The sequence below is a fragment of the Mycobacterium sp. 852002-51163_SCH5372311 genome (assembly GCF_001667115.1).
Classification (GTDB): Bacteria; Actinomycetota; Actinomycetes; order Mycobacteriales; family Mycobacteriaceae; genus Mycobacterium.
Genome location: NZ_LZIJ01000203.1, coordinates 23,035 through 47,583 on the forward strand (window position 1 = coordinate 23,035; position 24,549 = coordinate 47,583).

A 24,549-nucleotide genomic window follows, 5' to 3' on the forward strand; every position below is an offset into this window, starting at 1 on the left:
AAAGTGCGCTACCAGGTGCTGGTGCGCAAGACGATCTCGGCGGCCAGCTGGGCGGTCGACTCCTGTGCGCTGCGCCGCCCGAGGAGATCGACGATGCGGTAGTCGGCATAGACGAATTGCTGGCTGTCGCGGGCCACCGCACGGGCGGCCGACGAACTGACCAGGACGGTGGTGCTGATCTCCACCGGTGGGCAGTCGGCGTCCTGCACCACCCCATCGGCGCCGGCGACCCGCGGATGCCCGCGGTCGATGGCCACCAGGGCGACGAACCGTCCCAACCTCGTGGCCGCCAGCTCCCAGGCCAGCTCACCGCCGGTACGGTCGCCGACCACCACCGCCCACCCGATCCGCAGGACATCGAGGATGCCGATCACCGACTTGGCGGTCAGCCGCGGCTCGGGGCCAATGACGACCGTGCGTAGGGAAGCCGTGTGCAGCCGCTCGCAGACCGCGTCATAGGCGGCGGGCGCGCGCTGTTCGGCGCCCAGGATCACGACGACTACACCCTTCTCAGGACCGGCTACGGCCACTTGGACAGGAACGCCGTCGAGCGTGGTCATCATCGAGGGCATTGTCGAACGTTACAGCGAACAGGGCGCCCGGCGCGACGTTTTGCGGTGAAATCCTTGTCGCGCAACACTTTACGGCGCTGTGCGGCGCAGCTTGCTGGCGATGTGGGGCCTGCGCGGCGGTGGGCCGTCGAGCAGGCCGAGCACGGCGTCGACGTCGAGATGCGATGCCAACAGGTCGGCCACCAGCTCCAGTTGGGAGTCGCGGCGCGCGCCGACGTTCACGTCGCCGGCGACGGCGAACCCACCGCGTCCCGCGGCCTCGGCGACCCGGGTGAGCCAACAGCGACGGAATTCGTCGTTGTCGAGCAGGCCGTGCCAGTGGGTGCCGAACACCGCGCCGCGCATGACCCCCGGCGGCTCCGGTGGCTCGCCGTCGAGGTCGAACCAGGCCGTCTCGGCGCACCGGGCCAGGCGCCCATGGTGAATTTCGTACCCGTTCAGCGGTGAATGCCAGCGGCGCAGCACCTTGTCCGGCGCGAAGACGATGTCGGCGTCCAACAGTCCCAGGCCCTCGACCTGCCCGGTCCCGGATTCCACGCGGTCCTCGATGCGCCGGCACAGCATCTGGAAGCCGCCGCAGATACCCAGCACGGGTTTGCCGGCGCTCGCGTGATCGGCGATCCCCCGGGCCAGGCCCCGATCCCGCAGCCAGCCCAGGTCGGCGACCGTGGCCTTGCTGCCCGGAAGCACGATCAGGTCAGTGTCGGCCAAATCGGCGGCGTCGGTGACCCAGCGCACCAGCACACCGGGCTCGCAGGCCAGCGCCTCGACGTCGGTGGAGTTGGAAATCCGGGGCAACCGGACCGCGGCCACCCGCAACCACTGCTCGCCCACCGGTGGCGACGGGGTGCCGACAACCCGGTGCGCAACCACCGACAGCGAGTCCTCGGCGTCGAGCCACAGCTGATCCGCGTACGGCAGCACCCCGTAGATGGGACGGCCGGTCATGCTCGACAGCTGCCGTAGCCCCGGTTCCAGCAGCGCGGGGTCGCCGCGGAATTTGTTGACGATGAAGCCGGAGATGTGCGCTTGATCCTCAGGGTGAAGCACCGCGACCGTACCGAAAAGATGGGCCAGCAGGCCGCCACGGTCGATGTCGCCGACGAGAACCACCGGCAGGTTGGCGGCTCTGGCCAGTCCCATGTTTGCCACGTCGGTGGGCCGCAGGTTGATCTCAGCCGGCGATCCGGCGCCCTCGCAGATCACCGCATCGAAGTCACGGCGCAGGCCGGAGAGCTCGCTGACGACGAGGTCGGCGAGCCGGTCCCGGTGTGTGAAATAGCTTGCCGCAGTGACGGTGTCGACGACCTGTCCACGCATGACCAGCTGCGAGGTCCGGTCGCCGCCGGGTTTGAGCAGGATCGGGTTGAATCGCACGCTGGGTTGCAGGCCGGCCGCCCGGGCCTGGATGGCCTGGGCCCGTCCGATCTCGCCGCCTTCGACGGTGACCGCGGAATTGTTGGACATGTTCTGCGCCTTGAACGGCGCGACCCGGATCCCGCGACGGGCCAGCAGCCGGCACAGGCCGGCGACCACGACGGATTTCCCCGCGTCCGAGCTGGTGCCCGCCACCAGCAACGCGCCACTCACCTAATTGCGGCCAACCTAATTGCGGTCAACCTAATTGCGGCCAACCTAATTGCGGCGAGCAGACGCAGAATCGCACGATTCGGGCCCGGGTAATGCGATTCTCTGTCTGCTCGCGCCGAAAAATTCACGTCAGTGTGAGGATCTCGGCGCCGGTGTCGGTGACCAACAGGGTGTGCTCGAACTGCGCGGTCCACTTTCGGTCCTTGGTGACCACTGTCCATCCGTCGGGCCAGATCTCGTAATCCAGCGCGCCCAGGTTGATCATCGGCTCGATGGTGAACGTCATTCCCGGCTGCATGATCGTCTGCACGGCCGGCTGGTCGTAATGCAAGACGACCAGCCCGTTGTGGAACGTGGTGCCGATGCCGTGACCGGTGAAGTCGCGAACGACGTTGTACCCGAACCGATTTGCATACGACTCGATGACGCGGCCGATCACCGACAGCGCGCGCCCGGGTTTGACGGCGTTGATGGCGCGCATAGTCGCCTCCCGGGTCCGCTCGACCAGCAGCCGGTGTTCTTCGGAGACGTCGCCGGCCAGGAAGGTGGCGTTGGTGTCGCCGTGCACGCCGTCGATGTAGGCGGTGACGTCGATGTTGACGATGTCGCCGTCGGCGATCACCGTCGAGTCGGGGATTCCGTGGCAGATGACCTCGTTGAGAGAGGTACAGCACGACTTCGGAAATCCCTTGTAGCCCAGCGTTGATGGGTATGCGCCGTGGTCGACCATGTACTCGTGTGCGATGCGGTCCAGTTCGTCTGTCGTCACACCGGGCGCGACCGCTTTGCCGGCCTCCTGCAACGCCCCGGCCGCGATCCGACCGGCAACGCGCATCTTCTCGATTACTTCCGGCGTCTGCACCCACGGTTCGGTGCCCTCCCGGGCCGTGGGCTTGCCGACGTATTCCGGGCGCTCGATCGACTTCGGCACCGGCAGCGGCGGGGACAGTTCGCCTGGAGAGAGGGCGGTGCGGCCGGGCATGCCGTTCAGCTTAACCAGACCCACCGGCTGCCGGCGCGATGCGGGTGATCAGGGCATTCCCGGCAACTGCCGGCGCAGCAGTTTGCGGCGTGCTCCCCGAATGATCACCGAGCCGCACACCACCCGTCCGGTCAGCACCACATGCGGTGTGCCCTCGGCCGGGGGATCCTTGCGGCGGTCGCTGGCGCTGCCCACGTAAACCTCGACGTTGTCGATCGAGGCGCTGGCGCCGTCGGGCAACCGAAGGTCGAGCGAACCGAACTTCATGTCGAGTTCGATGACCACCACCGGCCCCGCGAAGCGCGCCTTGGTGAGGTCGAGTTCGATCGAACCGACCCGGCGCACCAGCGCCAGATGGGTGGGCACGGTCCATTCGCCGTGCCGTTTCAGGGACCCGACCCAGCCCCGCAGTTCCACCCGGTCGGCCGCGGAGGTGACGATCGCGCCGGGTCCGGGCAGGTCGTCGACCAGGCTGTCAAGCTCGCTGCGGGTACGCGCATAGGACACGCGCGACGAGCGCTGTTCGAATTCGTCGATGTCGATCAGCCCGAGCGCGACGGCATTGTGCAGTCGGCGCATCGTGCCGTTGCGATCGGCGTCGGAGACGCGCAGTGAGGTCGGAGACACCATGTCCCCGTGAAATTCGCCCACCCTCGCAACTTACCGCTGTCGAGCGGGCTTACCGATGTTGGAAGGCCGACGTCAAGCCAGATAGCCCGGCGGCAGCGACTCGAACATCACCTTGGTCATCCGGACCGCGTATTCGGAGCTGCCACCCGCGACGATCAGCGCCGCGAATGCCAGATCGCCGCGGTATCCGGCGAACCAGGAATGCGACCCGCCCGGGAACTCGGCTTCACCGGTCTTGCCGAACACCTCGCCGCAGCAGTTCGCGATGTCCTTGGCGGTCCCGTTGGTGACCACCAGCCGCATCATCGGCCGCAGGGCATCGATCATCTTCGAGGAGATCGGTGTGGTGTCGCCGTCGACCGTCGTCGGGTGGCCGGCGATCAATTGCGGCACCGGGGTTCTCCCGGCCGCCACCGTGGCCGCCACCAGAGCCATGCCGAATGGGCTGGCCAGCACCTTGCCCTGACCGAAGCCGTCCTCGGTGAGTTCGGCCAGATCCACCGTCGGCGGCACCGAACCGGTCACCGTGGTGATGCCGTCGACCTGATAGTCCAGCCCGATCCCGTAGCTTCTGGCCGCCTGCGACAGACCCCGGGGTGGCATCCTGCTGCTCAGCTCGGCGAACGTGGTGTTACACGAGCTGGCGAAAGCCCGCGACAACGGGACCACGCCCAGGTCGAAGCCGCCGTAGTTGGGGATGGTGCGGTGGCCGATGTCGATGTGGCCCGGGCAGCCCAGCATCGTGTTGGGAGTTGCCATGTCGCGCTCGACGGCAGCGCCGGCGGTGACCATCTTGAACGTCGACCCGGGCGGGAAGAGGCCGTTGGTGGCCAGCAGGCCGTCGGCGTCGGCCCCGGCGTTCTGCGCGATCGCGAGAATCTCCCCGGTCGACGGTTTGATGACCACGATCATCGCCTTGCCGCCCCGGGTATCCACCGCGTGCTGAGCAGCGTTCTGCACGATCCGGTCCAGGGTGAGCGACACCGACGGCGCCGGCGACCCTTCCACCTCGTGCAGGACTTCGACGTCGACGCCGTTCTGGTTGACGCTGACCACCCGCCAGCCGGCCTGGCCGTCCAGATGGTCGCTCACGGACTTCTTCACCTCGGCGACGACCGCGGGCGCGAAATGTGGATCAGTCGACAGCATGTCGGCCTGGGGGACGATGACGACGCCGGGCAGCCTGCCGATCGCCGGCGCGACTTTGTCGTTGTCGTCGGGATGCAGCGTGACCCCCAGGTCCAGCGGCTCGGTCGCCGAGCTGGCTCGTTCGGCAAGCAGCTGCGGATCGTTCAGCGTGTCGTTAAAGGGATGCAGCGCCTCCACCACCGCGTGCGCCGTCCCCATCAGGGCGGGTCCGGCCTGGGTGGCGTCCAGCGTGTAGTGATACACGTAGCCGGGCGCCAGCACGTCGCTGCCGCCGAGTTCGTTCACCGACGCGCGCCGCGGCTGGTCGGCTCGCAACGCGAAGGTCTGATGTTCGCCGAGCTTGGGATGCAGGTTGGTGGGAGACCAGCGGACGTGCCAGCGCCCCTCGTCGCGGGCCATTTTGAGCTGGCCGTCGTAGCTCCAGGTCCGGTTCTTGGGCAGATGCCAGGTGAAGCGGTAACTGACCGTGCCGGTGTCCTCGGCGTACTTCGAGCTGAGGATTTGCGCGTCCAGGTGGTTAGTCTGCAGGCCGGACCACGCGGCGTTGAGCGCCTCGCGCGCTTCGTTGGGGTTGTCGCTGAGTTGCGCGGCGGTAACCGTGTCGCCAATGGACAACGCGCGCAAGAACTTCTCCGCAGCCGGGCCCGGGCCTTCGGGCCGTGGGGTGCACCCCTGAGCCGCGGCGGCGACGACGAGCACTGCCAGCAGACCCGCGACTCGTGATACTGATGAGTTTAAAGTTGCCATTGAGGCTGATGTTAGGCAATTTGCGGGCGGCCAAGCCGGAGGCACACCGAGACCGGACCGTTACAACCGCGCGTTTAGGTCGAGTCGGCAGCGCGCTCGCCGGTGCGTCCCGGTGGGGGCATTCGTCGTCTCGCCTTCGGGTGTGAAGCCTGGGCGTTGCGTGTGAAGCCTGAGCGGAAACCCGCGCCGGAATCTCGCCCTGTGTTCACGCGCAAATCCCAGGATTCACACTCGCCGCCGGCAACGCCGTCTGAACCGCACAACGGCACTTCACACTCGACAGCGCCGCAACGTGCTCGTTCAGTCCAGCAGCACAGTGGCGAAAGTGCCGACCTCCTTGAAGCCGACGTGCGTGTAGGCGGCACGCGCCACCGTGTTGAAGTTGTTCACGTACAGGCTGGCGATGCGACCGCCGGCGACGATCACGGCGGCCAGCATCGCGGTGCCGCGGGTGCCCAGGCCCAGGCCGCGCCACTGCGGATGCACCCATACCCCTTGGATCTGCCCTACGGCCGGCGACTGCGATCCCACTTCGGCCTTGAAGACGACCTCGCCGTGCTCGAAACGGGCCCACGCCCGTCCGGCGGCGATGAGGTTGGCCACCCGTCGCCGGTAGCCGCGTCCGCCGTCACCGATGCGCGGGTCGACGCCGACCTCGCCGATGAACATGTCGACGGCCGCCACCAGATAGGCGTCCAGCTCGTCCGGCCGAACCTGACGCACCTCGGGGTCGACCTCGCAGCTCGGGTGGGTGGTCAGCGCCATCAGCGGTTGGTCGTCGCGCACGTCGCGCGCGGGACCCCAGCCCGACTCCAAGCGCTCCCACATCGGCAACACCAGCTCGGCCCTGCCGACCAGCGATGAACAGCGCCGCACCCCACTCATCGCCTCCTCGGCGAACGCGTTCAGGTCGGCCGGGCCGCCGCGCAGCGGGATCAGGTTGGCACCGGCGAAGCACAGCGACTCGTCCGCGCCGCGACGGGTCCACAATTCGCCGCCGATCGAGTTCGGGTCCACGCCGTGGTCCGCGACCCGGGCCGCAACCATGCACGCTGCCACCGGGTCGTCGTCGAATACCCGCCAGACGGCGGCGGCGTCACGCACCACGGACACCCGCCGCTCGCCGACCAGGCGAAAGATGGGCGGAGCCGACATCTCGTGACTCTCTAGTGGTGCGAACTGGGTAAAACGAGCCGGGCTAAAAGGGCGCTGGCCCCTATCAGCTTACGGTCACAATAGGCGAACCGCCCGCTGTCGTGTCAGGTCCGTGATCGGCGGCGAGTCGCATGGCCTCCTCGATCAGCGTCTCGACGATCTGCGCCTCCGGCACGGTCTTGATCACCTCGCCCTTGACGAAGATCTGGCCTTTGCCGTTGCCCGACGCCACGCCCAAGTCGGCCTCGCGGGCTTCACCTGGACCGTTGACGACACAGCCCATCACAGCCACCCGCAGCGGCACTTCAAGGCCGTCCAGTCCGGCGCTGACCTCGTTGGCCAGCGTGTAGACGTCGACCTGGGCGCGGCCGCAGGACGGGCAGGACACGATTTCGAGCGAACGCGGGCGCAGGTTCAGCGACTCGAGGATCTGGTTGCCGACCTTGACCTCTTCCACCGGCGGCGCCGACAGTGACACCCGGATCGTGTCGCCGATGCCGCGCGACAGCAGCGCGCCGAACGCGACGGCGGACTTGATGGTGCCCTGGAAGGCCGGCCCGGCCTCGGTGACACCAAGGTGCAATGGGTAGTCGCACTGCGCGGCCAACTGCTCGTAGGCCGAGACCATCACCACCGGGTCGTTGTGCTTGACGCTGATCTTGATGTTGCCGAAGCCGTGCTCCTCGAAGAGCGAGGCCTCCCAGAGCGCGGACTCCACCAGCGCCTCGGGCGTGGCCTTGCCGTACTTCTCCATGAACCGCTTGTCCAGTGAGCCGGCGTTGACGCCGATGCGGATCGGGATGCCCGCCGCTCCGGCGGCCTTGGCGACCTCCCCCACCCGGCCGTCGAATTCCTTGATATTGCCGGGGTTTACCCGTACCGCGGCGCACCCGGCATCGATGGCGGCGAAGATGTACTTCGGCTGGAAGTGGATGTCGGCGATGACGGGAATCTGGCTGTGCCGGGCGATCTCGGCGAGCGCGTCGGCGTCCTCCTGGCGCGGGCAGGCCACCCGGACGATGTCGCAACCCGCCGCCGTCAGCTCGGCGATCTGCTGCAGCGTCGAGTTGACGTCATGGGTTTTGGTGGTGCACATCGACTGCACCGAGATCGGGTGATCGCTGCCGATGCCGACGTCACCGACCATGAGCTGGCGCGTCTTGCGCCGCGGGGCCAGCACGGGAGCCGGGGGTGTCGGCAATCCCAAGCCGACGGTCATGAGTGTCTCCTATTGGAACCATTTGATCGGGTTGACGACGTCGGCGGTGACGGTCAGCAGCACGAAGCCGACGACGACCACCAACACTACGTAAGTGGCCGGCATGAGCTTGACGTAGTTGACCGGCCCAGCCGCGGCCATACCGCGAACCGACCGGATCATGTTGCGAATCTTCTCGAAGACGGCAACCGCGATGTGGCCGCCGTCGAACGGCAGCAGCGGTACCAGGTTCACCACCGCCAGCACGAAGTTCAGCTGCGCCAGGATGAACCAGAAAACCACCCATAGCCCGTGGTCGACGGTTTCGCCGCCGATCCGCGACGCGCCGACCACGCTGATCGGAGTGTCCTTGTCGCGTTGCCCGCCGCTGACGGCTTGTATCAGCGGGCCGATCTTGCTCGGGATGGAGGCCAGGGACTTACCCAGGACGACCCCCAGGTCACCGGTGAACGTGAACGTCGCCGGGACCGCCGTCAGCGCGTTGTAGTGCGTCGGCTCGACCTGCGCCGGACCCACCCCGATGGCGCCGACCCTCGACGACTTGTCGGTGTTGTCGAGGTAACGCTGGGTGGCCACGACGTCGACTGTGAGGGATTGCCGCTTGCCGTCGCGCTCGATCACGAATTGCGTGGGCCCCGAGTGCTTGCGGATCTCGGCTGCCATCTGGTCGAAAGTGCTGACGTCCTGATCGCCGACCTTGACGATCACATCGCCTGGCCGGATACCGGCCTCCCCGGCCGGGCGGGGCGCCACCGCATTGCAGGCGGGCTCCTTGTCCTTCGCGTCTTGTGGTGCGACACAAGAGATTTTGCCGACGACCGCGCGGGTGTCCGCGTGCAGGTTCGGCAACCCCCATGCGACGGCGATGCCGTAGATCAGCAGCAGCCCGATGACGATGTTGGCGCCCGGCCCGGCGAACAGCACCGCGACGCGCTTCCATACCTTCTGCTTGTACATCGCGTACGGGGCTTCGTCCGGCGTGAGTTCCTCGACCGACGTCATGCCGGCGATGTCGCAGAATCCGCCCAACGGAATCGCCTTGACGCCGTACTCGGTTGATCCCAGCTTGTTGGGCCGACGTGTCGACCACAGCGTCGGGCCGAAGCCGACGAAGTAGCGCCGCACCTTCATTCCGGTCGCCCGCGCCACCCACATGTGGCCGCATTCGTGCAGCGCCACTGAAATCAGGATGGCGAGCGCGAACAGGGCGACGCCGATAACGAACATCATCTGCGCTGTCAGGACCTTTCTAAGACCATGCTGGAGGCCGTCCCGGCAGCCGGGGCCGGGCTTGCCGTGGCGATCGCGCGCCGGGCTCGTTCCCGGGCCCAGCGCTGGGCATCGAGTACGTCATCCACGGTAGCGGGTTCGGCGGCCCATCGGTCGGCGACGTGCAAGACGTCGGCGATGGTGCGGACGATTGCGGGGAAGCTGATCCGGCCTTCGAGGAAGGCAGCCGCAGCCTCTTCGTTGACCGCGTTGTAGACGGCTGTCATGCAACCACCCAGCTGTCCGGCGTGCCGGGCCAGGTCCACCGCGGGAAAGACGTCGCTGTCCAGCGGCTCGAATTCCCAGGTGGAAGCGGTAGTGAAATCACAGGCGGGAGCGGCTCCGCTTACCCGCCGAGGCCAGCCCAGTGCCAGCGAGATGGGCAGCTTCATATCGGGCGGGCTGGCCTGGGCAATCGTCGAGCCGTCGATGAACGTGACCATCGAATGGACGATCGACTGGGGGTGCACCACGACCTCGATGCGGTCGTAGGCGATGCCGAACAGCAGGTGGGTTTCGATGAGCTCGAGCCCCTTGTTGACCAGCGACGCCGAGTTCAGTGTGTTCATCGGGCCCATTGACCAGGTTGGATGGGCGCCGGCCTGCTCGGGCGTGACGCTGTCCAGCTGGGCGGCCGACCAGCCGCGGAACGGCCCGCCCGACGCGGTCAGGACCAGCTTCGCGACTTCGCCGGGCGTGCCGCCGCGCAAGCACTGGGCCAGCGCCGAGTGCTCGGAGTCGACGGGCACGATCTGGCCTGGCTGCGCCGCGGCCAGCACCAACGGACCGCCGGCGATCAGCGATTCCTTGTTGGCCAGGGCCAGCCGGGCGCCGGACTGCAGGGCTGCCAGCGTCGGGCGCAGCCCCAGGGCACCGACCAGGGCATTGAGGACGACATCGGCTTCGGTCTCTTCGACCAGCCGGGTCGCCGCATTGGGTCCGTGGAACGGGACGTCGCCGGCCAGCCGTGCGGCCTGCTCGTCGGCGACGGCGATATTGCTGACCCCGGTCTCGGCACGCTGCTGCAACAGTGTGTCGAGATGCGCGCCACCGGCAGCCAGCCCGACCACCTCGAAGCGGTCGGGATTGGCGGCGATGACCTCGAGGGCCTGGGTGCCGATGGAGCCGGTGCTGCCCAGTACCAGCACGCGCAGGCGGCGGTCGGCGCTTGTCACCCGATCCTCTCGTTTGTCATCTGACCCTCTCGTTTGTCATCTGACCATTGTGCCGCCAGACGTCGTCAATCGCCGAGAGCGCGCCCCAGCGTGCTGAGGCAGCTTCGTCCGGGTGGTGACGGACCGCCGCATTTTCATCCAACCGACAAGCTCGGAAGCTGCCTGGGCATCCGTCGATGCGCTACTGGCAGCGCCCGCAACGATGCGGGTCGTCACAGGTAAGCGCCATTGGACGCTGTTCCGTCAGCTCGCAGAACGATATCGAAGCGCGTGGCAATGATGTCGCGGACGCATATCTGGCCGCTTATGCGCCGCACGTTTTCGGCGTCTGCGATGGAGGCACCCGCTGGAAGGGTGACGCGGAAGCGGATACCCCGATCGGACCCATCCGTGCGTATCGCGGCTGCGAATAGCCGGTATGTTGACCCTCGCACTCATAGGCCTGGTCGGGGGCCTGATCACCGGCATATCCCCGTGCATCCTGCCGGTGCTGCCGGTGATCTTCTTCTCCGGCGCGCGCACGGTCGCCGCTGAGCCGGCCGCACCAGCGGCTGCTGTCGCGATCGAGACCACACCGAAACGTTCCCGGTCGGAGGCGCTGCGCCCGTACCGGGTGATCGGCGGGCTGGTGCTCAGCTTCAGCCTGGTCACCTTGGCGGGCTCGGCCTTGTTGTCCCTGCTGCACATTCGGCAGGACGCGATCCGCTGGGTGGCGCTGGTCGCGCTGGTGGCGATCGGCGCCGGGCTGATCTTTCCCCGCTTCGAGCAATTGCTGGAGCGGCCCTTTTCCCGCATCCCGCAAAGACAGATCCGCACCCGCGGCAACGGGTTCGGTCTGGGCCTGGCATTGGGTGTGCTCTACGTTCCCTGCGCGGGCCCGGTGCTTGCCGCGATCGTGGTGGCCGGGGCAACCTCGACGATCGGTGTCAATACCGTCGTGCTCACCGCGGCGTTCGCGGTCGGGGCCGCCTTGCCGTTGTTGGTTTTCGCACTTGCCGGCCGGCAGGTGGCAGCGCGGGTCAGCGCATTTCGGCGCCGTCAGCGCGAGATCCGCATCGCGGCCGGGGTGGTGACGATCCTGCTGGCGGTGGCGCTGGTGCTCGACCTGCCTGCGGTGCTGCAGCGGGCCGTCCCCGACTACACCAGCGCGTTGCAACAACAGGTCGGCGGCTCGAACCAGCTGCGGGAGAAGCTCAATCTCGGCGGCATCGTCAACGACCAGAACGCGCAACTGTCGAATTGCACCGACGGAGCGGCCCGGCTCGAAACCTGCGGTCCCGCACCGGATATCAAAGGCATCGCCGCCTGGCTGAACACTCCCGGCAACAAACCGGTCGACCTGCACTCGCTGCGGGGGCGGGTCGTGCTGATCGACTTCTGGGCGTATTCCTGCATCAATTGCCAACGCGCCATCCCGCACATCGTCGGCTGGTATCAGGCCTACAAGGCTGCCGGCTTCGAGGTGATCGGCGTACACACTCCGGAGTACGCCTTCGAGAAGGTCACCGGCAACGTAGCGGCCGGGGCCGCCGACCTGGGCATCAAATACCCTGTCGCGCTTGACAATAACTACTCGACGTGGACGAACTACCGCAACCGGTACTGGCCGGCCGAGTATCTGGTCGACGCCAACGGAACTGTGCGGCACATCAAGTTCGGCGAGGGAGACTACGACGGCGCCGAGCGCTTGATCAGGCAGTTGCTGCTCGACGCGAATCCCTCGGCCAAGCTGCCGCCGCCGGTGGGGGCGCCGGACAATACGCCGACCCGAGGACTGACGCCCGAGACGTATCTGGGGGTAGGCAAGGCGATCAACTTCGCCGGCGGCGGGGTCTATGACAGTGGCTCGGCGGCGTTCAGCTACCCACCGGCCCAGCCGGGGGACACGTTCGCGCTGAGCGGTCCGTGGAAACTCGACTACCAGGGCGCGACGGCCGATGGCGACGGCTCCGGCATCCGACTCAGCTATCGCGCCAAGAACGTCTACATCGTCGTCGGCGGCGCCGGAACCCTGACGGTGACGCGGGACGGAAAGTCGCTCACCCTACCGGTCGGCGGACCGCCGACATCGCGCCAGGTCGTCGCCGGCAACGAGGTGGCCTCCGGGACGGTCGAGGTGCGTCCCAGCCGCGGGCTGCAGGTGTATTCGTTCACTTACGGCTGATTAAAAATTCACGGTGGTCAATTTAGGACCCATCCAAAGAGCATGTGGCTCCGAATCGTTCATGTCAGTCAATTCCTACTTTCAGGAGCAACGCAAATGAAGACCAATAGCAGGAAACTCAAGAAGAGTTGTGCGACAACCGGTTTCGCGGCGGCCGCGGCCGTGGGCCTGGCCCTCATCGGCGCCCCGGCGGCGGTGGCCAGCCCCGCCACCAATCTCGTCGGCCCGGGCTGCGCGGCCTACGCGCAGCAGGTGCCGAGCGGACCTGGGTCGGTGGCCGGGATGGCGAACGACCCCGTAGCGGTGGCGGCGTCGAACAATCCGATGCTGACCACGTTGACGTCGGCCCTGTCGGGCAAGCTCAACCCGCAGGTGAACCTGGTGGACACACTCAACAGCGGGCAGTACACGGTATTCGCTCCGACGGATCAGGCGTTCAGCAAGCTCGATGCGGCCACCGTCGACAGGCTGAAAACCGATGCGCCGCTGCTGAACAAGATCCTGACCTACCACGTGGTGCAAGGTCAGATGAGCCCCGCCCAGGTCGGCGGCACACACAACACCCTGCAGGGCGCTTCCCTGACGGTCACCGGTTCGGGTAACAACCTCAAGGTGAACAACGCTTCCGTGGTCTGCGGTGGTGTGCAGACCGCGAACGCGGTGGTGTACATGATCGACACCGTCCTGATGCCGCCCATGTAGTCGCCCACGGCAAAGTCCCCACTGCTGCGGACGCACGATGTGCCAGAATGTCGAGAAATCTCCCATCAGGAATCCGACCGGAGGAATCGTCGTGGCCAGTACAGAGGTGGAGCACTACGACGGCGTCGACGTCGCCGAGGTGCCGTCCGCAGGGTGGGGATGGAGCCGAATCAACCACCGCACCTGGCACATCACCGGGTTCGTAATCTTTGGCTTTCTGCTGGCGATGTTGCGCGGCAACCACGTCGGCCACGTCGAGGACTGGTTCCTGATCGTGTTCGCCGCGCTGACGCTCGTCGTTCTGGTCCGTGACCTCTGGGGTCGCCGGCGCGGCTGGATCAGGTAGTCACGGTCTCGCGCGCCGGTTCGACGGCGCGATGGATCCTGATGTCGCCGGACCCGCTGCGCACCTGTACGAGCAGGGTTTCGTCGCCTTCCTGGGGCCCGTCCGCCGGCTGCAGCTGGCTGGTGACGTGACCCGATCCGGTGTTGATGTCCAACCGGGCGGCGGTGCCCTCGGCGACCCCGACCTCGACGTCGCCGCTACTGCTGCCCGCCGACACCGCACCGGAAACGGCCGCGACGATGTCCACCGACCCCGACGCGGAGCGCGACTTCACGCTGCCGCGCAGCCGGCCGACGGTCAGCGAGCCGCTGGCGGCCTTGAATCTCAGATTGCCGTCGAGTTCACCGATCGCCACATTGCCCGAAGCCGTCGCGATCGAGGCATTACCTTGCACGCTTCGCACGCTGACCGACCCGGATGCACTGGTGGCCTTGAGCTTTCCGGTGACGCTGTCGATCTCCACTTCCCCGCTTGCACCCGCGAACCGCACGTGGGCGTATTCGCCTTCGGCGCGCATGCTGGCCGAGGCCACCGATACATGCAGACGCGATCCGGCGGGCAAACCGATCTCGATATCGGTGTCACCGCCGAGAGAGCGCGGCAGGCCGCGTTTGGGACCGGTGACCGAGAGCTTCCCGTCGCGGAAGTCGACGCGGGTGTGCTCGGCCGTCCAGACGTCGGAACTACGTGATTCGTCGCAGGGGCGCACCGCGACGACGGTGTCGGCGCGATCGGTCGCGGCGATGCGCACCGAACCACCGGCGGCTTCGATCCACGCGTCGATCGCCGCGGGGGTTTCGAAAGTCGGCATTTCAGTCTCCTGTGGTTATGGGGAAGGAATGATGTCAGCGCACCCAGCCGGTGACACGGCGTCCGCCGCTACGGCCGGCGTGGCCTGGGCCGTGCTGACTGCCCGCCTGAGCGGCTCCCTGGCTGGCCAGGGCAGCGGCGCGGACCAGCCAGGCGTTGATCGACGCGCCCTCGCGTCGAGCGGCGCCCTCGACCACTGTGCGCAGCCCTTCCGGAAGCCGCAGGGTGACGCGCCAGGTTCCGCCGTCGTCGTCGTATTGGGCGCCGAACAGGTGGTTGGCGTTGTCGGTGTCACCCGGCCCCTCGTCGACGGGGGCGCTGACGATGAACTCGGGGTCACGCCCGCGCAGCCGGACCTCTACAGATCGGGGCGCCAATTCACCGGTGATCTCTTCGGCGGCGGCCGACAGCGCTTCCAGGAGTGCCAGCCGGACGGCCGAATCCAGCGGGGCGCTCAGCCGGTCGGCCAGTTCCTGGGCGGCGGCTCCGCCGGCCGCGGCGGCGACGCTCAGCTCGTGACGGACAGCGTCGACATAGGGTTGCAGATCCATGGTGTCATGGTGACACTATTCTGATGTCATAGCAAGTGTCATTCTGGTGCAAAGGTGGTGTCAGGCCCTGCGGCGCAGGTGGCGGTACCAGGCACCCGCGACGACGCAGCCCACCAGTACGAGCAAAGCGACCGCCCACGGCCATCCGCCGTGCTGGTGCACCCAGCCGGCCAGCGCGCCTTGCATGCGTCCGGCTGCGGTGATCACCGCGTCCTGCGGATTCGCATTGGCAGTGAAAAGCCGGACCTCGTAGAGGCCGTAGTAGCCCACATAAAGTCCGACGATCACCAACAACACGCCGCCAATCCGGGTGACGAGGGGCAGGATCCGCCGCAGGCGGTCGGCCAGCGCCGAGCTCGCGGTCGCGGCAGCCACCGCAAGGACGCCGACGACCAGGGTCAGACCGGCCACATAGGCCGCATAGATCGCAACCGTCCCAAGGACCGAACCGCCCCGCAACCCGGCCCCCGTGACCGCGAGAAACGGCCCGATGGTGCACGAGAGCGACGCGATCGCATAGCTGACGCCGTACCCGTACATACCTGTCATCCACGAGCCCTGCCGCAGATTCGGCGCCCATCGAGCGCCAAGCGGTCGCAGGATCGTCAGCTTTCGGCCCGCCAGCAACCAGGCCCCGAGGCCGACGAGCAGCGCACCGATCACCACCGTGGCGTATGGCAGGTAACGCTGCACCGTCGTGGCCGCCGATATGGTCAGCGCGCCGAACACACCGAACACCGTCAAGAAGCCGAGCGCCATGCCGACGGTGGCCGCCAGTGCCCGGCCCAACGGGGCCGATGCCCCCAGCAGGGCCGGACCCGCTCGATTCGCCGGTGATTGTTCGCCGGACTGCTGCCCGCGTACCACCAGAAGTAGGTACGCGGGCAGCATGGCAAACCCACAGGGGTTCAGCGCTGCAACCAGCCCGGCGGCGAAGGCCAGGCCGATCAGGCCGCGGTTCACTGGACGCTCAGGCAGTCAGGACGCAAGCGCCGCAACCCGGCCGGACAACTCCTGCTGCGACATCGCCGAGGTCGGGTTGTTGACGAACGTCGAATTGCCGTCCGCCCGGTAGAACACATATGCCGGCTGCCACGGCACGTTGTACCGGGCCCAGATCGAACCGTCGGCGTCATTGAGGTTGACGAAGTTCAGGTGGTACTTGGAGACAAAGTCTTGCATCGCACCAACTTCCGAGTGCGCCGCGATACCGACGAACGTGACTCCCGGGTTGGCGCCCGCCACCTGGCTGACGCTTGGAGCTTCGGCATTGCAGAACGGGCACCATGGCGTCCAGAACCAGAGGACCGCGGGCTTGCCCTGCAGAGTCGCGCCGCTGAACGGCGCACCACTGAGGGTGGTTCCGGTGAATTGCAGACGGTCATCCGCGGCTGCCGCCCGCGGCGCGCTTACCAGCGCAAAAAACACCGCGACCGACAAAACGGCCGCGGCAAACAACCTGAGCGGGGACATCAAGCGAAGAATCATGACATACCTCATTTGCTGGTCGGATGTTCTAGATGACGTGGCAGCCGCCAGGATGGTTCATCGCCGTTCGGCGGGCATCGAGACTGCGATGACGGTGGCCCTGCCCGCGGTTTGGGTGCCTTCAGCGCAGCCTGGACGCCACGATTGCGGGCTCGACGATCGGGCTTGGGTCCCGCCCGCTCACTTTCCTTCGAAGGCCAGCTGTCCGCAGGCCGCGCTGATTTCGCGGCCGCGGGTATCGCGCACCGTGCAGGACACACCTTTCGACCGGACCCGTCGGACGAATTCGCGCTCCACCGCCTTCGGGCTGGCGTCCCAGTCACTGCCTGGGGTCGGATTGAGCGGGATCAGGTTCACATGCACCAGCGGCCCCAGCACACGATGCAACCGCTTGCCGAGCAAGTCGGCCCGCCACGGTTGATCGTTGACATCGCGAATCAGGGCGTACTCGACCGAAATCCGCCGCCCGGTCAGCTCGGCGTAGTAGCGGGCCGCGTCCAGTGCTTCCGCGATCTTCCAGCGATTGTTGACCGGCACCAGCGTGTCGCGCAGCTCGTCGTCGGGCGCATGCAGCGACAACGCCAGCGTCACGCCGAGCCGCTCGTCGGCGAGCTTCCGGATCGCCGGAGCCAATCCCACCGTCGACACCGTCACCGCCCGCGCCGAGATTCCGAAACCGGAACGCTCCGTGATGCGCCGGACGGCGGCCAGCACCCTGGGATAGTTGGCCAGCGGCTCCCCCATCCCCATGAAAACCACGTTCGACAGCCGTTGACCGCCGAAGTCGTCGCGCAGCGCCGCGGCGGCGGCACGCACCTGCTCGAGAATTTCCGCGGTGGACAGGTTGCGGTTCAAACCGCCCTGGCCCGTCGCGCAGAACGGGCAAGCCATCCCGCAGCCCGCTTGCGAGGAGATGCAGATCGTGTTGCGCTGCGGGTAGCGCATCAGCACCGATTCGAAGGTCGTGCCAGCAGGGTCGTTCACGGCCCGCCACAACGTCTTTCGAGTCTGACCGGCATCGCAGGTGACTTCGGCGGCCGCCGTGAGCAGGGTCGGGAACATGGTCTCGGCGACGCGGTCGCGGACACCGGCAGGAAGGTCGGTCATCTGCCGCGGGTCGGCGGTGAGCCGGCCGTAGTAATGGTGCGCGAGCTGCTTGGCGCGAAACGCCGGCAGGCCCAGTTCGGCGACGACGGACACGCGGCCCTCCGCGTCGAGGTCGGCGAGGTGCCGCGGCGGCTTTCCCCGGCGCGGCGCATCAAAGATCAATTCTTGGACCATGACCTGTCCAGTATCAGGGAAGCAGCGTAAACACGGTCCAGGTCGCCACGGCCGACGGCAGCACCCCGTCCAGCCGGTCCATCAGTCCGCCGTGTCCCGGCAGCAGCCGGCCCATGTCCTTGATGCCCAGGTCACGCTTGACCTGGGACTCCACCAGATCGCCGAGCGTGCAGGTCAGCACTAGCAGCAAACCGAGCAGCGCGCCCACCCACAGCTCGCGATGGGCCAGGAAATGCACGGTCAGGATGGTCGCGGTGATCCCGAAGACCAGCGAACCGGCGAATCCCTCCCAGGACTTCTTCGGGCTGATCTTGGGAACCATCGGGTGCTTGCCGAACAGGACGCCCACGGCATAGCCGCCCACGTCGGATGCGACCACCGCGATCATCAAACAGAAGACCCGCGCCCCCCCGTCTTTCGGGTACACCAGCAATGCCGCGAACGAACCGAACAGCGGTACCCACGCGGCCAGGAATATGGTGGCCGACGTGTCGCGCAGATAGTTCGACGGCGGCGCACCCGTGGCATCCCGTGCGGTGTTGTCCTGCATGAACAGCCGCCAGATCATGCACACCACCACCATGCCGCCGAAGCCGGCCAACGCGCCGACCGCATGGTGCCACCAGGTCAGCCAGATGGTGACCTGCCCGCCGATCAACAACGGGATGACCGGAATCAGGTAGCCGTTTTCGCGCAGTCGCCGGACGACCTCATGGGTGGCCACCAGGGCGGCAGCGGAGCACAAAACCACCCACCAACGTGGAACGAACAACAGAGTCGCGATGAGAACGCCGCCGATACCTGCCCCGACCAGGATCGCGGCGGGCAGGTTGCGTCCCGCACGCGAGGACTTCTTAGGCTCCTGCGAGCTCTGATCGTCCCCCGGCGGTGGCTCGTCGGGCGGACTGCCGGTACCGGCATCGGTGGTTGCCACGGGCGGAAACGGACTTGGCTGCTGGGACCGCTAGACCTCCAGCAGCTCGCCTTCTTTGTGTTTGACCAACTCGTCGATCTGGTTGACGTAGTTGTGAGTGGTCTTGTCGAGATCTTTTTCGGCCCGGCCTACCTCGTCTTCTCCGGCCTCGCCGTCCTTGCGGATGCGATGCAGCTCCTCCATCGCCTTGCGGCGGATGTTGCGCACCGAGACACGGGCTTCTTCACCTTTGTGTTTGGCCTGCTTGACCAGCTCACGTCGCCGTTCCTCGGTGAGCTGAGGCACCGCCACCCGGATGAGCGTCCCGTCGTTGGTGGGGTTCACTCCCAGGTCGGAGTTGCGGATCGCGGTCTCGATGGCGTGCAGCTGATTCGCCTCATAAGGCTTGATCACGACCAGCCTCGCCTCGGGGACATTTATGCTGGCCAGTTGCGTGATCGGGGTGTGGGTGCCGTAGTAGTCAATGGTGATCCGGGAGAACATGCCCGGGTTCGCGCGACCGGTCCGGATGGTCGACAGATCGTCCCTGGCCACCGACACGGCCTTTTCCATCCTCTCCTCGGCGTCGAAGAGAGCTTCTTCAATCATTTGCGCCGCTCCTCCTCCATCGCTTGCCGCCGCCGATCAGGTGGTGACCAGCGTTCCGATCTTCTCACCAGCGACCGCACGGGCGATATTGCCATCGGTCAGCAGATTGAACACCAGAATCGGCATGCCATTGTCCATGCACAGACTGAACGCGGTGGCATCGGCCACTCGCAGTCCGCGGTCGATGACCTCGCGGTGACTGATCGCGGTGAGCAGTTCGGCATGCGGGTTCTCCCGCGGGTCTTCGGCGAACACCCCGTCGACCGCCTTGGCCATCAGCACCACGTCCGCGCCGATCTCCAGTGCCCGCTGAGCTGCCGTCGTGTCCGTCGAAAAGTACGGCAGGCCCATGCCGGCGCCGAAGATGACCACCCGCCCCTTCTCCAGGTGGCGGACCGCCCGCAACGGCAGGTAGGGCTCGGCCACCTGGCCCATGGTGATCGCCGTCTGAACCCGGGTGACAATGCCTTCCTTTTCGAGGAAGTCCTGCAGCGCAAGGCTGTTCATGACGGTGCCGAGCATCCCCATGTAGTCCGACCGGGTGCGCTCCATACCGCGCTGCTGAAGCTGCGCGCCGCGAAAGAAGTTGCCGCCGCCGATGACGACCGCGACCTGCACGCCGTCGCGGACTACCTCGGCGATCTGACGGGCCACCTGCGCCACCACATCGGGATCCAGGCCGACCTGGCCGCCGCCGAACATCTCGCCGCCAAGCTTCAGCAACACTCGCGCGTACTTGGAACGCACCCCGTTGGTGCTCGTCGGCTGGGCCTCCGTCATCAGACTCCTTGCGTGAGAGTGCCAACCCGGCCACCCGCCCGGACGGCATTTGACATCCTGCCTCATCCCCGCTGCGTGGGACGGGCCGGGTGGACCATCAGCACAGCTGGTGACCCCGGATCGCCGACCGCGCCACACCACGCGCACACGCTTGCGAATCGGAGGTTCTGCGACTGCTAGGCAGCCGACCGGACTCGCAGGTTTGGGCGTCTGGCGGCCTGGGAATTCCGGAGCAACGCGGCGCGAAACCACGGCCTTGAGAATAAGGGCCGGTCGGCGTCGCTTCATCGGATCGACCGCCGTCGAGTGCGCTAGAGCACGTCAAGAAGTCCCGCCGGTTAGCTTGTTGGAAGGATGGGTCCGGCCCGGATGAACGGGCCGGATCCATCGACTTTCTGCGGCTCGGCCGACCTGAGCCGAGGTAAGCCGAGGTAAGCCGAGGTAGTTGTACAGCGGTGGAATAGTTCTGCGGTCAACCGGGTACTCAGCGCTGCGCCGGCAGACATCTCCGTAGGAGATGCCCATCCCGCCGAAGGGGCGGCTCACCGGCATGAGGTCTGGAGATGTCCGTGGACGTTCTACTACTCACCGATGCGGACGACTTCGAATTGGCTTTGCCGACGCTGGACTCGTTCGCGCAGACGACCCGTCAGGTACCGCTCACTGACCACCTTGACGCGCTCCGCTACGGCGTCGACGTTGCGATTGTCGACGCGCGCACCGATCCCGCGGCGGCACGCAGGGTGTCCAGGCGGCTGACAGCCAACCTGCCGGGCGTGGCGGTGGTGGGTGTCGTCGCGCCATCGGATTTCATGGCCGTCGACATCGACTGGCATTTCGACGACGTGCTGCTGCCGGCCACTGGCTCGGTGGAATTGCAGACACGGCTGCGGCTGGCCATCACCCGTCGGCGCAGCGCACTGGACGGCACTCTGAAATTTGGTGACCTCGTCCTGCATCCGGCAAACTACACGGCGTCGTTGTCGGGCAAGGACCTGGGCCTGACGCTGACCGAGTTCAAATTGCTGAATTTCCTTGTGCAGCATGCGGGTCGGGCATTCAGCCGGACCCGCCTCATGCACGAAGTGTGGGGATATGACTGCAATGGACGGGTGCGCACCGTCGACGTCCACGTGCGGCGCCTGCGGGCCAAGCTGGGGCCCGAGTACGAGTCGATCGTCGACACCGTCCGCGGGGTGGGCTACATGGCGGTGACACCGCCGCAGCCGCAATGGGTCGTCAGCGAACCGATGTTGACTCCGGCCCCGTCGCCGCCCACCGACTCGATCGCGCGATAGCGGCTTCAGGCGAACAGCGGCAGTGCGCGCTTGCGCGCCAGCGCGTCCATACCCCGCTGGATACTGTCCTGCACCTCGTGATACTTGCGCTCCACATACTCGTCGTCCTCGGCCCGCGCGGGGTCACGGTCCAGCTCGACGGGCGGCATGAAGCGGGTCCTGATCTTCGCCGGAAGTGGCAACTGCGGCAGAGCCGCCGGCGCGATGCCCCAGGGCAGCGAGACCGCCAGCGGGAACACCTTGAGTCGCAGCACACGGTCGAGCTTCAAGACCTGCGACAGCCGGTCACCGCGGATGAGCACGGGCATCGCGTCGGCGCCGCCGACGGTCGCGATCGGCACTATCGGCACGCCTGCCCGAATCGCCATCTTCACGAAGCCCTTGCGTCCGGCGAGGTTTGCGCGATCACGCTCGGTCCAAGGCCGCAGCGAATCGACCTCGCCGCCGGGCCACAACGCCACGTCACGCCCTTGCGCCAGTGCCGTGGCAATCGCATCCGGGGCGGCCGGAAGCACTCCCATCGCCCGGAAATACCGTCCGATGACGGGAATCGCCATCAGCGCGTCGTGCGCCGTGCCGTGCAGTGGACGGTCCTGGCCGAAACGCCGCCACCACTGCAACCCCACGGTCCAGGCGTCCCACACGAACGGAGCGCCGGAGTGAATGCCCACCAACAGCGCCGGCGGCGAGGGGACGTTCTCCCAGCCGTCGATCTCCATGCGGAACCAGTAGTCGACGAGCACGTTCCAGAAAAACTTCTGGCGTTGCAGGGTGGCTTCGTCCTGACCGCCGAGATCCCACTGTCCGGCACGCTCGGCAACCCAGCCACTCAGCCCGCCGTCCTGCTCGCGCCGCCGTTTCCGCATCGCGGCCCGCGCATCCTCGGCGTGGTGCTCCGCTTGTTTGCGAACTTTCGATGGCCTTTCATCGGTGTGAGTCATTGCGGTGGGGTACCCCACGCGATCGGGTCTCTACACGAAGTTCCCCGTGCCACGGTCTGTGGCACGGGGAACTCGATTGCCGCGAACTGGAAGTGCTTACGACTGCGTCGGCGCCGCGTTAGGGGCCGGGCTCGGCGATGCGCCGGGCGCTGTCCCGGGCGCGGTGCCGGGTGCCGTCCCGTTGGGCGCCTGACCGGGCGCCGAGTTCGGCGTCGCGTTGGAAGTCCACACCAGGACGTCCTGGACGCCGTCGTTGTACACGACGCTGGTGGGCGGTGCGCCGGTCACGTCGAAGTAGACCTTCCCGCTCGCCTGGGCGCCCTGAGCGATGGGCGCGGGGCTGAGCGCGTTCGGCGTCGGTGACGTGCTGATCACCCGGTAGGTCTGATTGTCGTTGGTCCGGGCGTTGAAGTTGGACACCACAGGGGTGACGGTCCCGCTGTTCGCCCGCACGGTGACGTCGGCCTGCCAGAGGTGTCCGGTAGGCGTGTAGCCGGGGACCATGACATTGGTCGGCTCGAGATCGTTGACTGTGTAGGCGGTGACAAGTGGCCCGTCGACCAGCGTTTCACTGGTACCGAGTCCCTGGATGATGGGATTCGCCGAAGCCGGTGCCGCCGTGAAAAAACCAACCGCCGCAATGCCCGCGGCAGCAAGAGCCGTCCTGGCAGAGGTTTTCACTGTGTTACCGGTGAACTTCACGTTGACTCCTTTCATTCGTGTCGTTCGAGCAGTTGTCCCGCTTCTGAGCACGCGGGTACTAAAACCGCACGGGTCGTCCGATACCCAACTGGCCGAACGCCAAACACGGACAACGAGGCGAAATGTGCTGGCGCACCGCAACTACCTGCGCAAACAGCCAGTTTTTCGTTGTTTTCCAATATTTTTCGTCAAGTTAAGTTCCAGCACTTGCTTAACATCGGCATCAAATGTCACCAAATCCACAGTCCGCCAATGCGGCGGCGCCGAAGCCGTTGATTGGCCGGGCAGTTGGCGGGTAGCCGATCGATACGGCACGTCGATGAACCATCACCTGAGGAGAACTGTCCATGGAACGCGGAAACGCCAAACACAGCCCACGCGAGGACGACCAACTGAAACACGAATTGAGCGGCACACTGGCGGGCAACCGCTCCAGCCGCGCCGAGGAATGGCGTGATCCGGAGCCGCCGGCCGACGACGACAGGGATGTGCCCACCGCGGGTCCTGTGCAACCGCGAATCGTAAAACCCGGAGACGTGTGAGTCGTCAACTACGAAAACATTTGCCTTAGTCCGGGATTCGACGCACAAGAAGAATTCAGAGGAATCAGAGAGGAAGTCGAGATGAGCTTTCCACCGCAGCAGCAAGAAGTGCCCGGAATACAGGCTCGGATGAATCCAGTGCCAGATTGCGGCGAGAACAGTTACCAGGGCTCCGGAAAACTCACCGGTAAGCGGGCGATCATCACCGGCGGCGACAGCGGGATCGGCCGCGCAGTCGCGATCGCGTTCGCCCGCGAGGGTACGGACGTGCTGATCTCCTACCTCAACGAGGACGAGGATGCGCGGGACGTGGCGCGCTATGTCGAAGCTGCGGGCCGCAAATGCGTGCTGGTTCCCGGCGATCTGTCCGACCCGGCCCACTGCCGTGCGGTGGTCGAACGCGCCGCCGAAGAGTTCGGCCACATCGACATCCTGGTCAATAACGCCGCCTACCAGATGATGCGCAAAAGCCTCGAGGAGATCAGCGACGAAGAATGGGAGTACACCTTCCGGCTGAATGTCGGCGCCTATTTTTATCTCGTCAAGGCGGCCTTGCCGTTCATGGGCGCGGGCTCGTCGATCATCGGGAGTTCCTCGGTCAACTCCGATTCGCCCAATCCCACCCTGGCGCCCTATGCGGCGACCAAGGCTGCGATCGCCAATTTCTCGGCCAGCCTCGCCCAACTGTTGGGCGACAAAGGAATTCGTGTCAACAGCGTCGCACCGGGCCCGATTTGGACACCGCTCATTCCCGCGACCATGCCCGCTGAAAGCGTCGAATCCTTCGGCGACAATGTGCCGCTGGGCCGCGCCGGCCAACCGGCGGAGCTGGCCCCGATCTATGTGCTGTTGGCCTCCGACGAGTCCAGTTACATCTTCGGGAGCACGGGTCGCGGTCACCGGCGGCCGGCCGATTCTTTGACGATCTGCCGGC

At 66.5% G+C, this 24,549-nt stretch carries 24 protein-coding genes and 2 pseudogenes; 7 read left to right on the forward strand and 19 right to left on the reverse strand.

Annotated features, from left to right (window positions below; all coding sequences use genetic code 11):
* Positions 1 to 8 precede the first annotated feature (8 nt).
* The 9 genes from A5791_RS25225 to dxr form a co-directional block, all read right to left on the reverse strand.
* Positions 9 to 572 (reverse strand): alpha/beta hydrolase, encoded by a 564-nt coding sequence (locus A5791_RS25225; protein WP_067242955.1) that lies wholly within the window; start codon positions 570 to 572, stop codon positions 9 to 11.
* Positions 573 to 641: 69 nt separating this feature from the next.
* The gene (locus tag A5791_RS25230) at positions 642 to 2,162 is read right to left on the reverse strand and encodes a cobyric acid synthase (RefSeq protein ID WP_067242957.1); all 1,521 of its coding nucleotides are present in this window, start codon (positions 2,160 to 2,162) and stop codon (positions 642 to 644) included.
* A 124-nt stretch (positions 2,163 to 2,286) separates the two neighbouring features.
* Positions 2,287 to 3,144, reverse strand: coding sequence for a type I methionyl aminopeptidase (map, locus tag A5791_RS25235; RefSeq protein WP_067243055.1), 858 nt, complete (start codon positions 3,142 to 3,144; stop codon positions 2,287 to 2,289).
* A gap of 48 nt (positions 3,145 to 3,192) precedes the next feature.
* Positions 3,193 to 3,774: a DUF1707 domain-containing protein gene (locus A5791_RS25240; RefSeq protein ID WP_369828143.1), complete on the reverse strand. Its 582-nt coding sequence runs from the start codon at positions 3,772 to 3,774 to the stop codon at positions 3,193 to 3,195.
* A gap of 72 nt (positions 3,775 to 3,846) precedes the next feature.
* The gene (locus A5791_RS25245) at positions 3,847 to 5,670 is read right to left on the reverse strand and encodes a penicillin-binding transpeptidase domain-containing protein (protein ID WP_067242961.1); all 1,824 of its coding nucleotides are present in this window, start codon (positions 5,668 to 5,670) and stop codon (positions 3,847 to 3,849) included.
* A gap of 300 nt (positions 5,671 to 5,970) precedes the next feature.
* A complete protein-coding gene (locus A5791_RS25250; RefSeq protein ID WP_067242963.1) occupies positions 5,971 to 6,825 on the reverse strand; it encodes a GNAT family N-acetyltransferase in 855 nt (284 codons plus the stop codon).
* A 64-nt stretch (positions 6,826 to 6,889) separates the two neighbouring features.
* Entirely contained in the window at positions 6,890 to 8,044 is a 1,155-nt protein-coding gene (gene ispG, locus A5791_RS25255; RefSeq protein WP_067242965.1) for a flavodoxin-dependent (E)-4-hydroxy-3-methylbut-2-enyl-diphosphate synthase, read from the reverse strand.
* A 9-nt stretch (positions 8,045 to 8,053) separates the two neighbouring features.
* A complete protein-coding gene (locus A5791_RS25260; protein WP_067242968.1) occupies positions 8,054 to 9,274 on the reverse strand; it encodes an RIP metalloprotease in 1,221 nt (406 codons plus the stop codon).
* Positions 9,275 to 9,282: 8 nt separating this feature from the next.
* Complete coding sequence (gene dxr, locus A5791_RS25265) at positions 9,283 to 10,488, reverse strand: 1-deoxy-D-xylulose-5-phosphate reductoisomerase (protein ID WP_067242970.1); 1,206 nt, start codon at positions 10,486 to 10,488, stop codon at positions 9,283 to 9,285.
* Positions 10,489 to 10,591: 103 nt separating this feature from the next.
* On the opposite strand from dxr, the pseudogene A5791_RS27825 reads away from it, so the two are divergent.
* From A5791_RS27825 to A5791_RS25285, 4 genes and pseudogenes are all read left to right on the forward strand, one after another.
* A pseudogene (locus A5791_RS27825) lies at positions 10,592 to 10,846 on the forward strand (VapC toxin family PIN domain ribonuclease); the annotation flags it as partial.
* Between the two features lie 60 nt (positions 10,847 to 10,906).
* On the forward strand, positions 10,907 to 12,652 hold the full coding sequence (locus A5791_RS25275; protein ID WP_067242973.1) for a cytochrome c biogenesis protein DipZ: 1,746 nt from the start codon (positions 10,907 to 10,909) through the stop codon (positions 12,650 to 12,652).
* A gap of 96 nt (positions 12,653 to 12,748) precedes the next feature.
* Positions 12,749 to 13,354, forward strand: a complete 606-nt coding sequence (locus A5791_RS25280; protein ID WP_067242975.1) for a fasciclin domain-containing protein — start codon at positions 12,749 to 12,751, stop codon at positions 13,352 to 13,354.
* A gap of 91 nt (positions 13,355 to 13,445) precedes the next feature.
* The gene (locus A5791_RS25285; protein WP_067243056.1) at positions 13,446 to 13,700 is read left to right on the forward strand and encodes a DUF2631 domain-containing protein; all 255 of its coding nucleotides are present in this window, start codon (positions 13,446 to 13,448) and stop codon (positions 13,698 to 13,700) included.
* On the opposite strand, the gene A5791_RS25290 is transcribed toward A5791_RS25285, so the two are convergent.
* The 8 genes from A5791_RS25290 to pyrH form a co-directional block, all read right to left on the reverse strand.
* Positions 13,693 to 14,511 (reverse strand): DUF4097 family beta strand repeat-containing protein, encoded by an 819-nt coding sequence (locus tag A5791_RS25290; protein ID WP_067242977.1) that lies wholly within the window; start codon positions 14,509 to 14,511, stop codon positions 13,693 to 13,695. The genes A5791_RS25285 and A5791_RS25290 overlap by 8 nt on opposite strands.
* A 34-nt stretch (positions 14,512 to 14,545) precedes the next feature.
* Positions 14,546 to 15,061, reverse strand: a complete 516-nt coding sequence (locus A5791_RS25295) for a histidine kinase (protein WP_067242979.1) — start codon at positions 15,059 to 15,061, stop codon at positions 14,546 to 14,548.
* A gap of 60 nt (positions 15,062 to 15,121) precedes the next feature.
* Positions 15,122 to 16,024 carry a cytochrome c biogenesis CcdA family protein gene (locus A5791_RS25300; protein ID WP_067242981.1) on the reverse strand — a complete coding sequence of 301 codons (903 nt, stop codon included), beginning with the start codon at positions 16,022 to 16,024 and terminating at the stop codon, positions 15,122 to 15,124.
* Between the two features lie 15 nt (positions 16,025 to 16,039).
* Positions 16,040 to 16,549, reverse strand: a complete 510-nt coding sequence (locus A5791_RS25305) for a protein disulfide oxidoreductase (protein WP_067242984.1) — start codon at positions 16,547 to 16,549, stop codon at positions 16,040 to 16,042.
* 180 nt (positions 16,550 to 16,729) lie between these two features.
* On the reverse strand, positions 16,730 to 17,830 hold the full coding sequence (rlmN, locus tag A5791_RS25310) for a 23S rRNA (adenine(2503)-C(2))-methyltransferase RlmN (protein ID WP_067242986.1): 1,101 nt from the start codon (positions 17,828 to 17,830) through the stop codon (positions 16,730 to 16,732).
* A 13-nt stretch (positions 17,831 to 17,843) separates the two neighbouring features.
* A complete protein-coding gene (locus A5791_RS25315; protein ID WP_067242988.1) occupies positions 17,844 to 18,764 on the reverse strand; it encodes a phosphatidate cytidylyltransferase in 921 nt (306 codons plus the stop codon).
* 30 nt (positions 18,765 to 18,794) lie between these two features.
* Entirely contained in the window at positions 18,795 to 19,352 is a 558-nt protein-coding gene (frr, locus tag A5791_RS25320; protein WP_067242990.1) for a ribosome recycling factor, read from the reverse strand.
* Between the two features lie 36 nt (positions 19,353 to 19,388).
* Positions 19,389 to 20,132: a UMP kinase gene (gene pyrH, locus A5791_RS25325; protein ID WP_067242992.1), complete on the reverse strand. Its 744-nt coding sequence runs from the start codon at positions 20,130 to 20,132 to the stop codon at positions 19,389 to 19,391.
* A 563-nt stretch (positions 20,133 to 20,695) separates the two neighbouring features.
* On the opposite strand from pyrH, the gene A5791_RS25330 reads away from it, so the two are divergent.
* Entirely contained in the window at positions 20,696 to 21,430 is a 735-nt protein-coding gene (locus A5791_RS25330) for a response regulator transcription factor (protein ID WP_067242995.1), read from the forward strand.
* Positions 21,431 to 21,435: 5 nt separating this feature from the next.
* Here the strand turns inward: A5791_RS25330 and A5791_RS25335 are convergent, their stop codons facing one another.
* Both A5791_RS25335 and A5791_RS25340 read right to left on the reverse strand, forming a co-directional pair.
* Positions 21,436 to 22,371 (reverse strand): lysophospholipid acyltransferase family protein, encoded by a 936-nt coding sequence (locus tag A5791_RS25335; RefSeq protein WP_067242997.1) that lies wholly within the window; start codon positions 22,369 to 22,371, stop codon positions 21,436 to 21,438.
* A 96-nt stretch (positions 22,372 to 22,467) separates the two neighbouring features.
* On the reverse strand, positions 22,468 to 23,073 hold the full coding sequence (locus A5791_RS25340) for an MPT63 family protein (RefSeq protein ID WP_067243058.1): 606 nt from the start codon (positions 23,071 to 23,073) through the stop codon (positions 22,468 to 22,470).
* 347 nt (positions 23,074 to 23,420) lie between these two features.
* Between A5791_RS25340 and A5791_RS25345 the strand changes: the two genes are divergently transcribed.
* Both A5791_RS25345 and A5791_RS25350 read left to right on the forward strand, forming a co-directional pair.
* Positions 23,421 to 23,615 (forward strand): hypothetical protein, encoded by a 195-nt coding sequence (locus tag A5791_RS25345; RefSeq protein ID WP_067242999.1) that lies wholly within the window; start codon positions 23,421 to 23,423, stop codon positions 23,613 to 23,615.
* Between the two features lie 81 nt (positions 23,616 to 23,696).
* A pseudogene (locus A5791_RS25350) lies at positions 23,697 to 24,537 on the forward strand (SDR family oxidoreductase).
* Positions 24,538 to 24,549 lie beyond the last annotated feature (12 nt).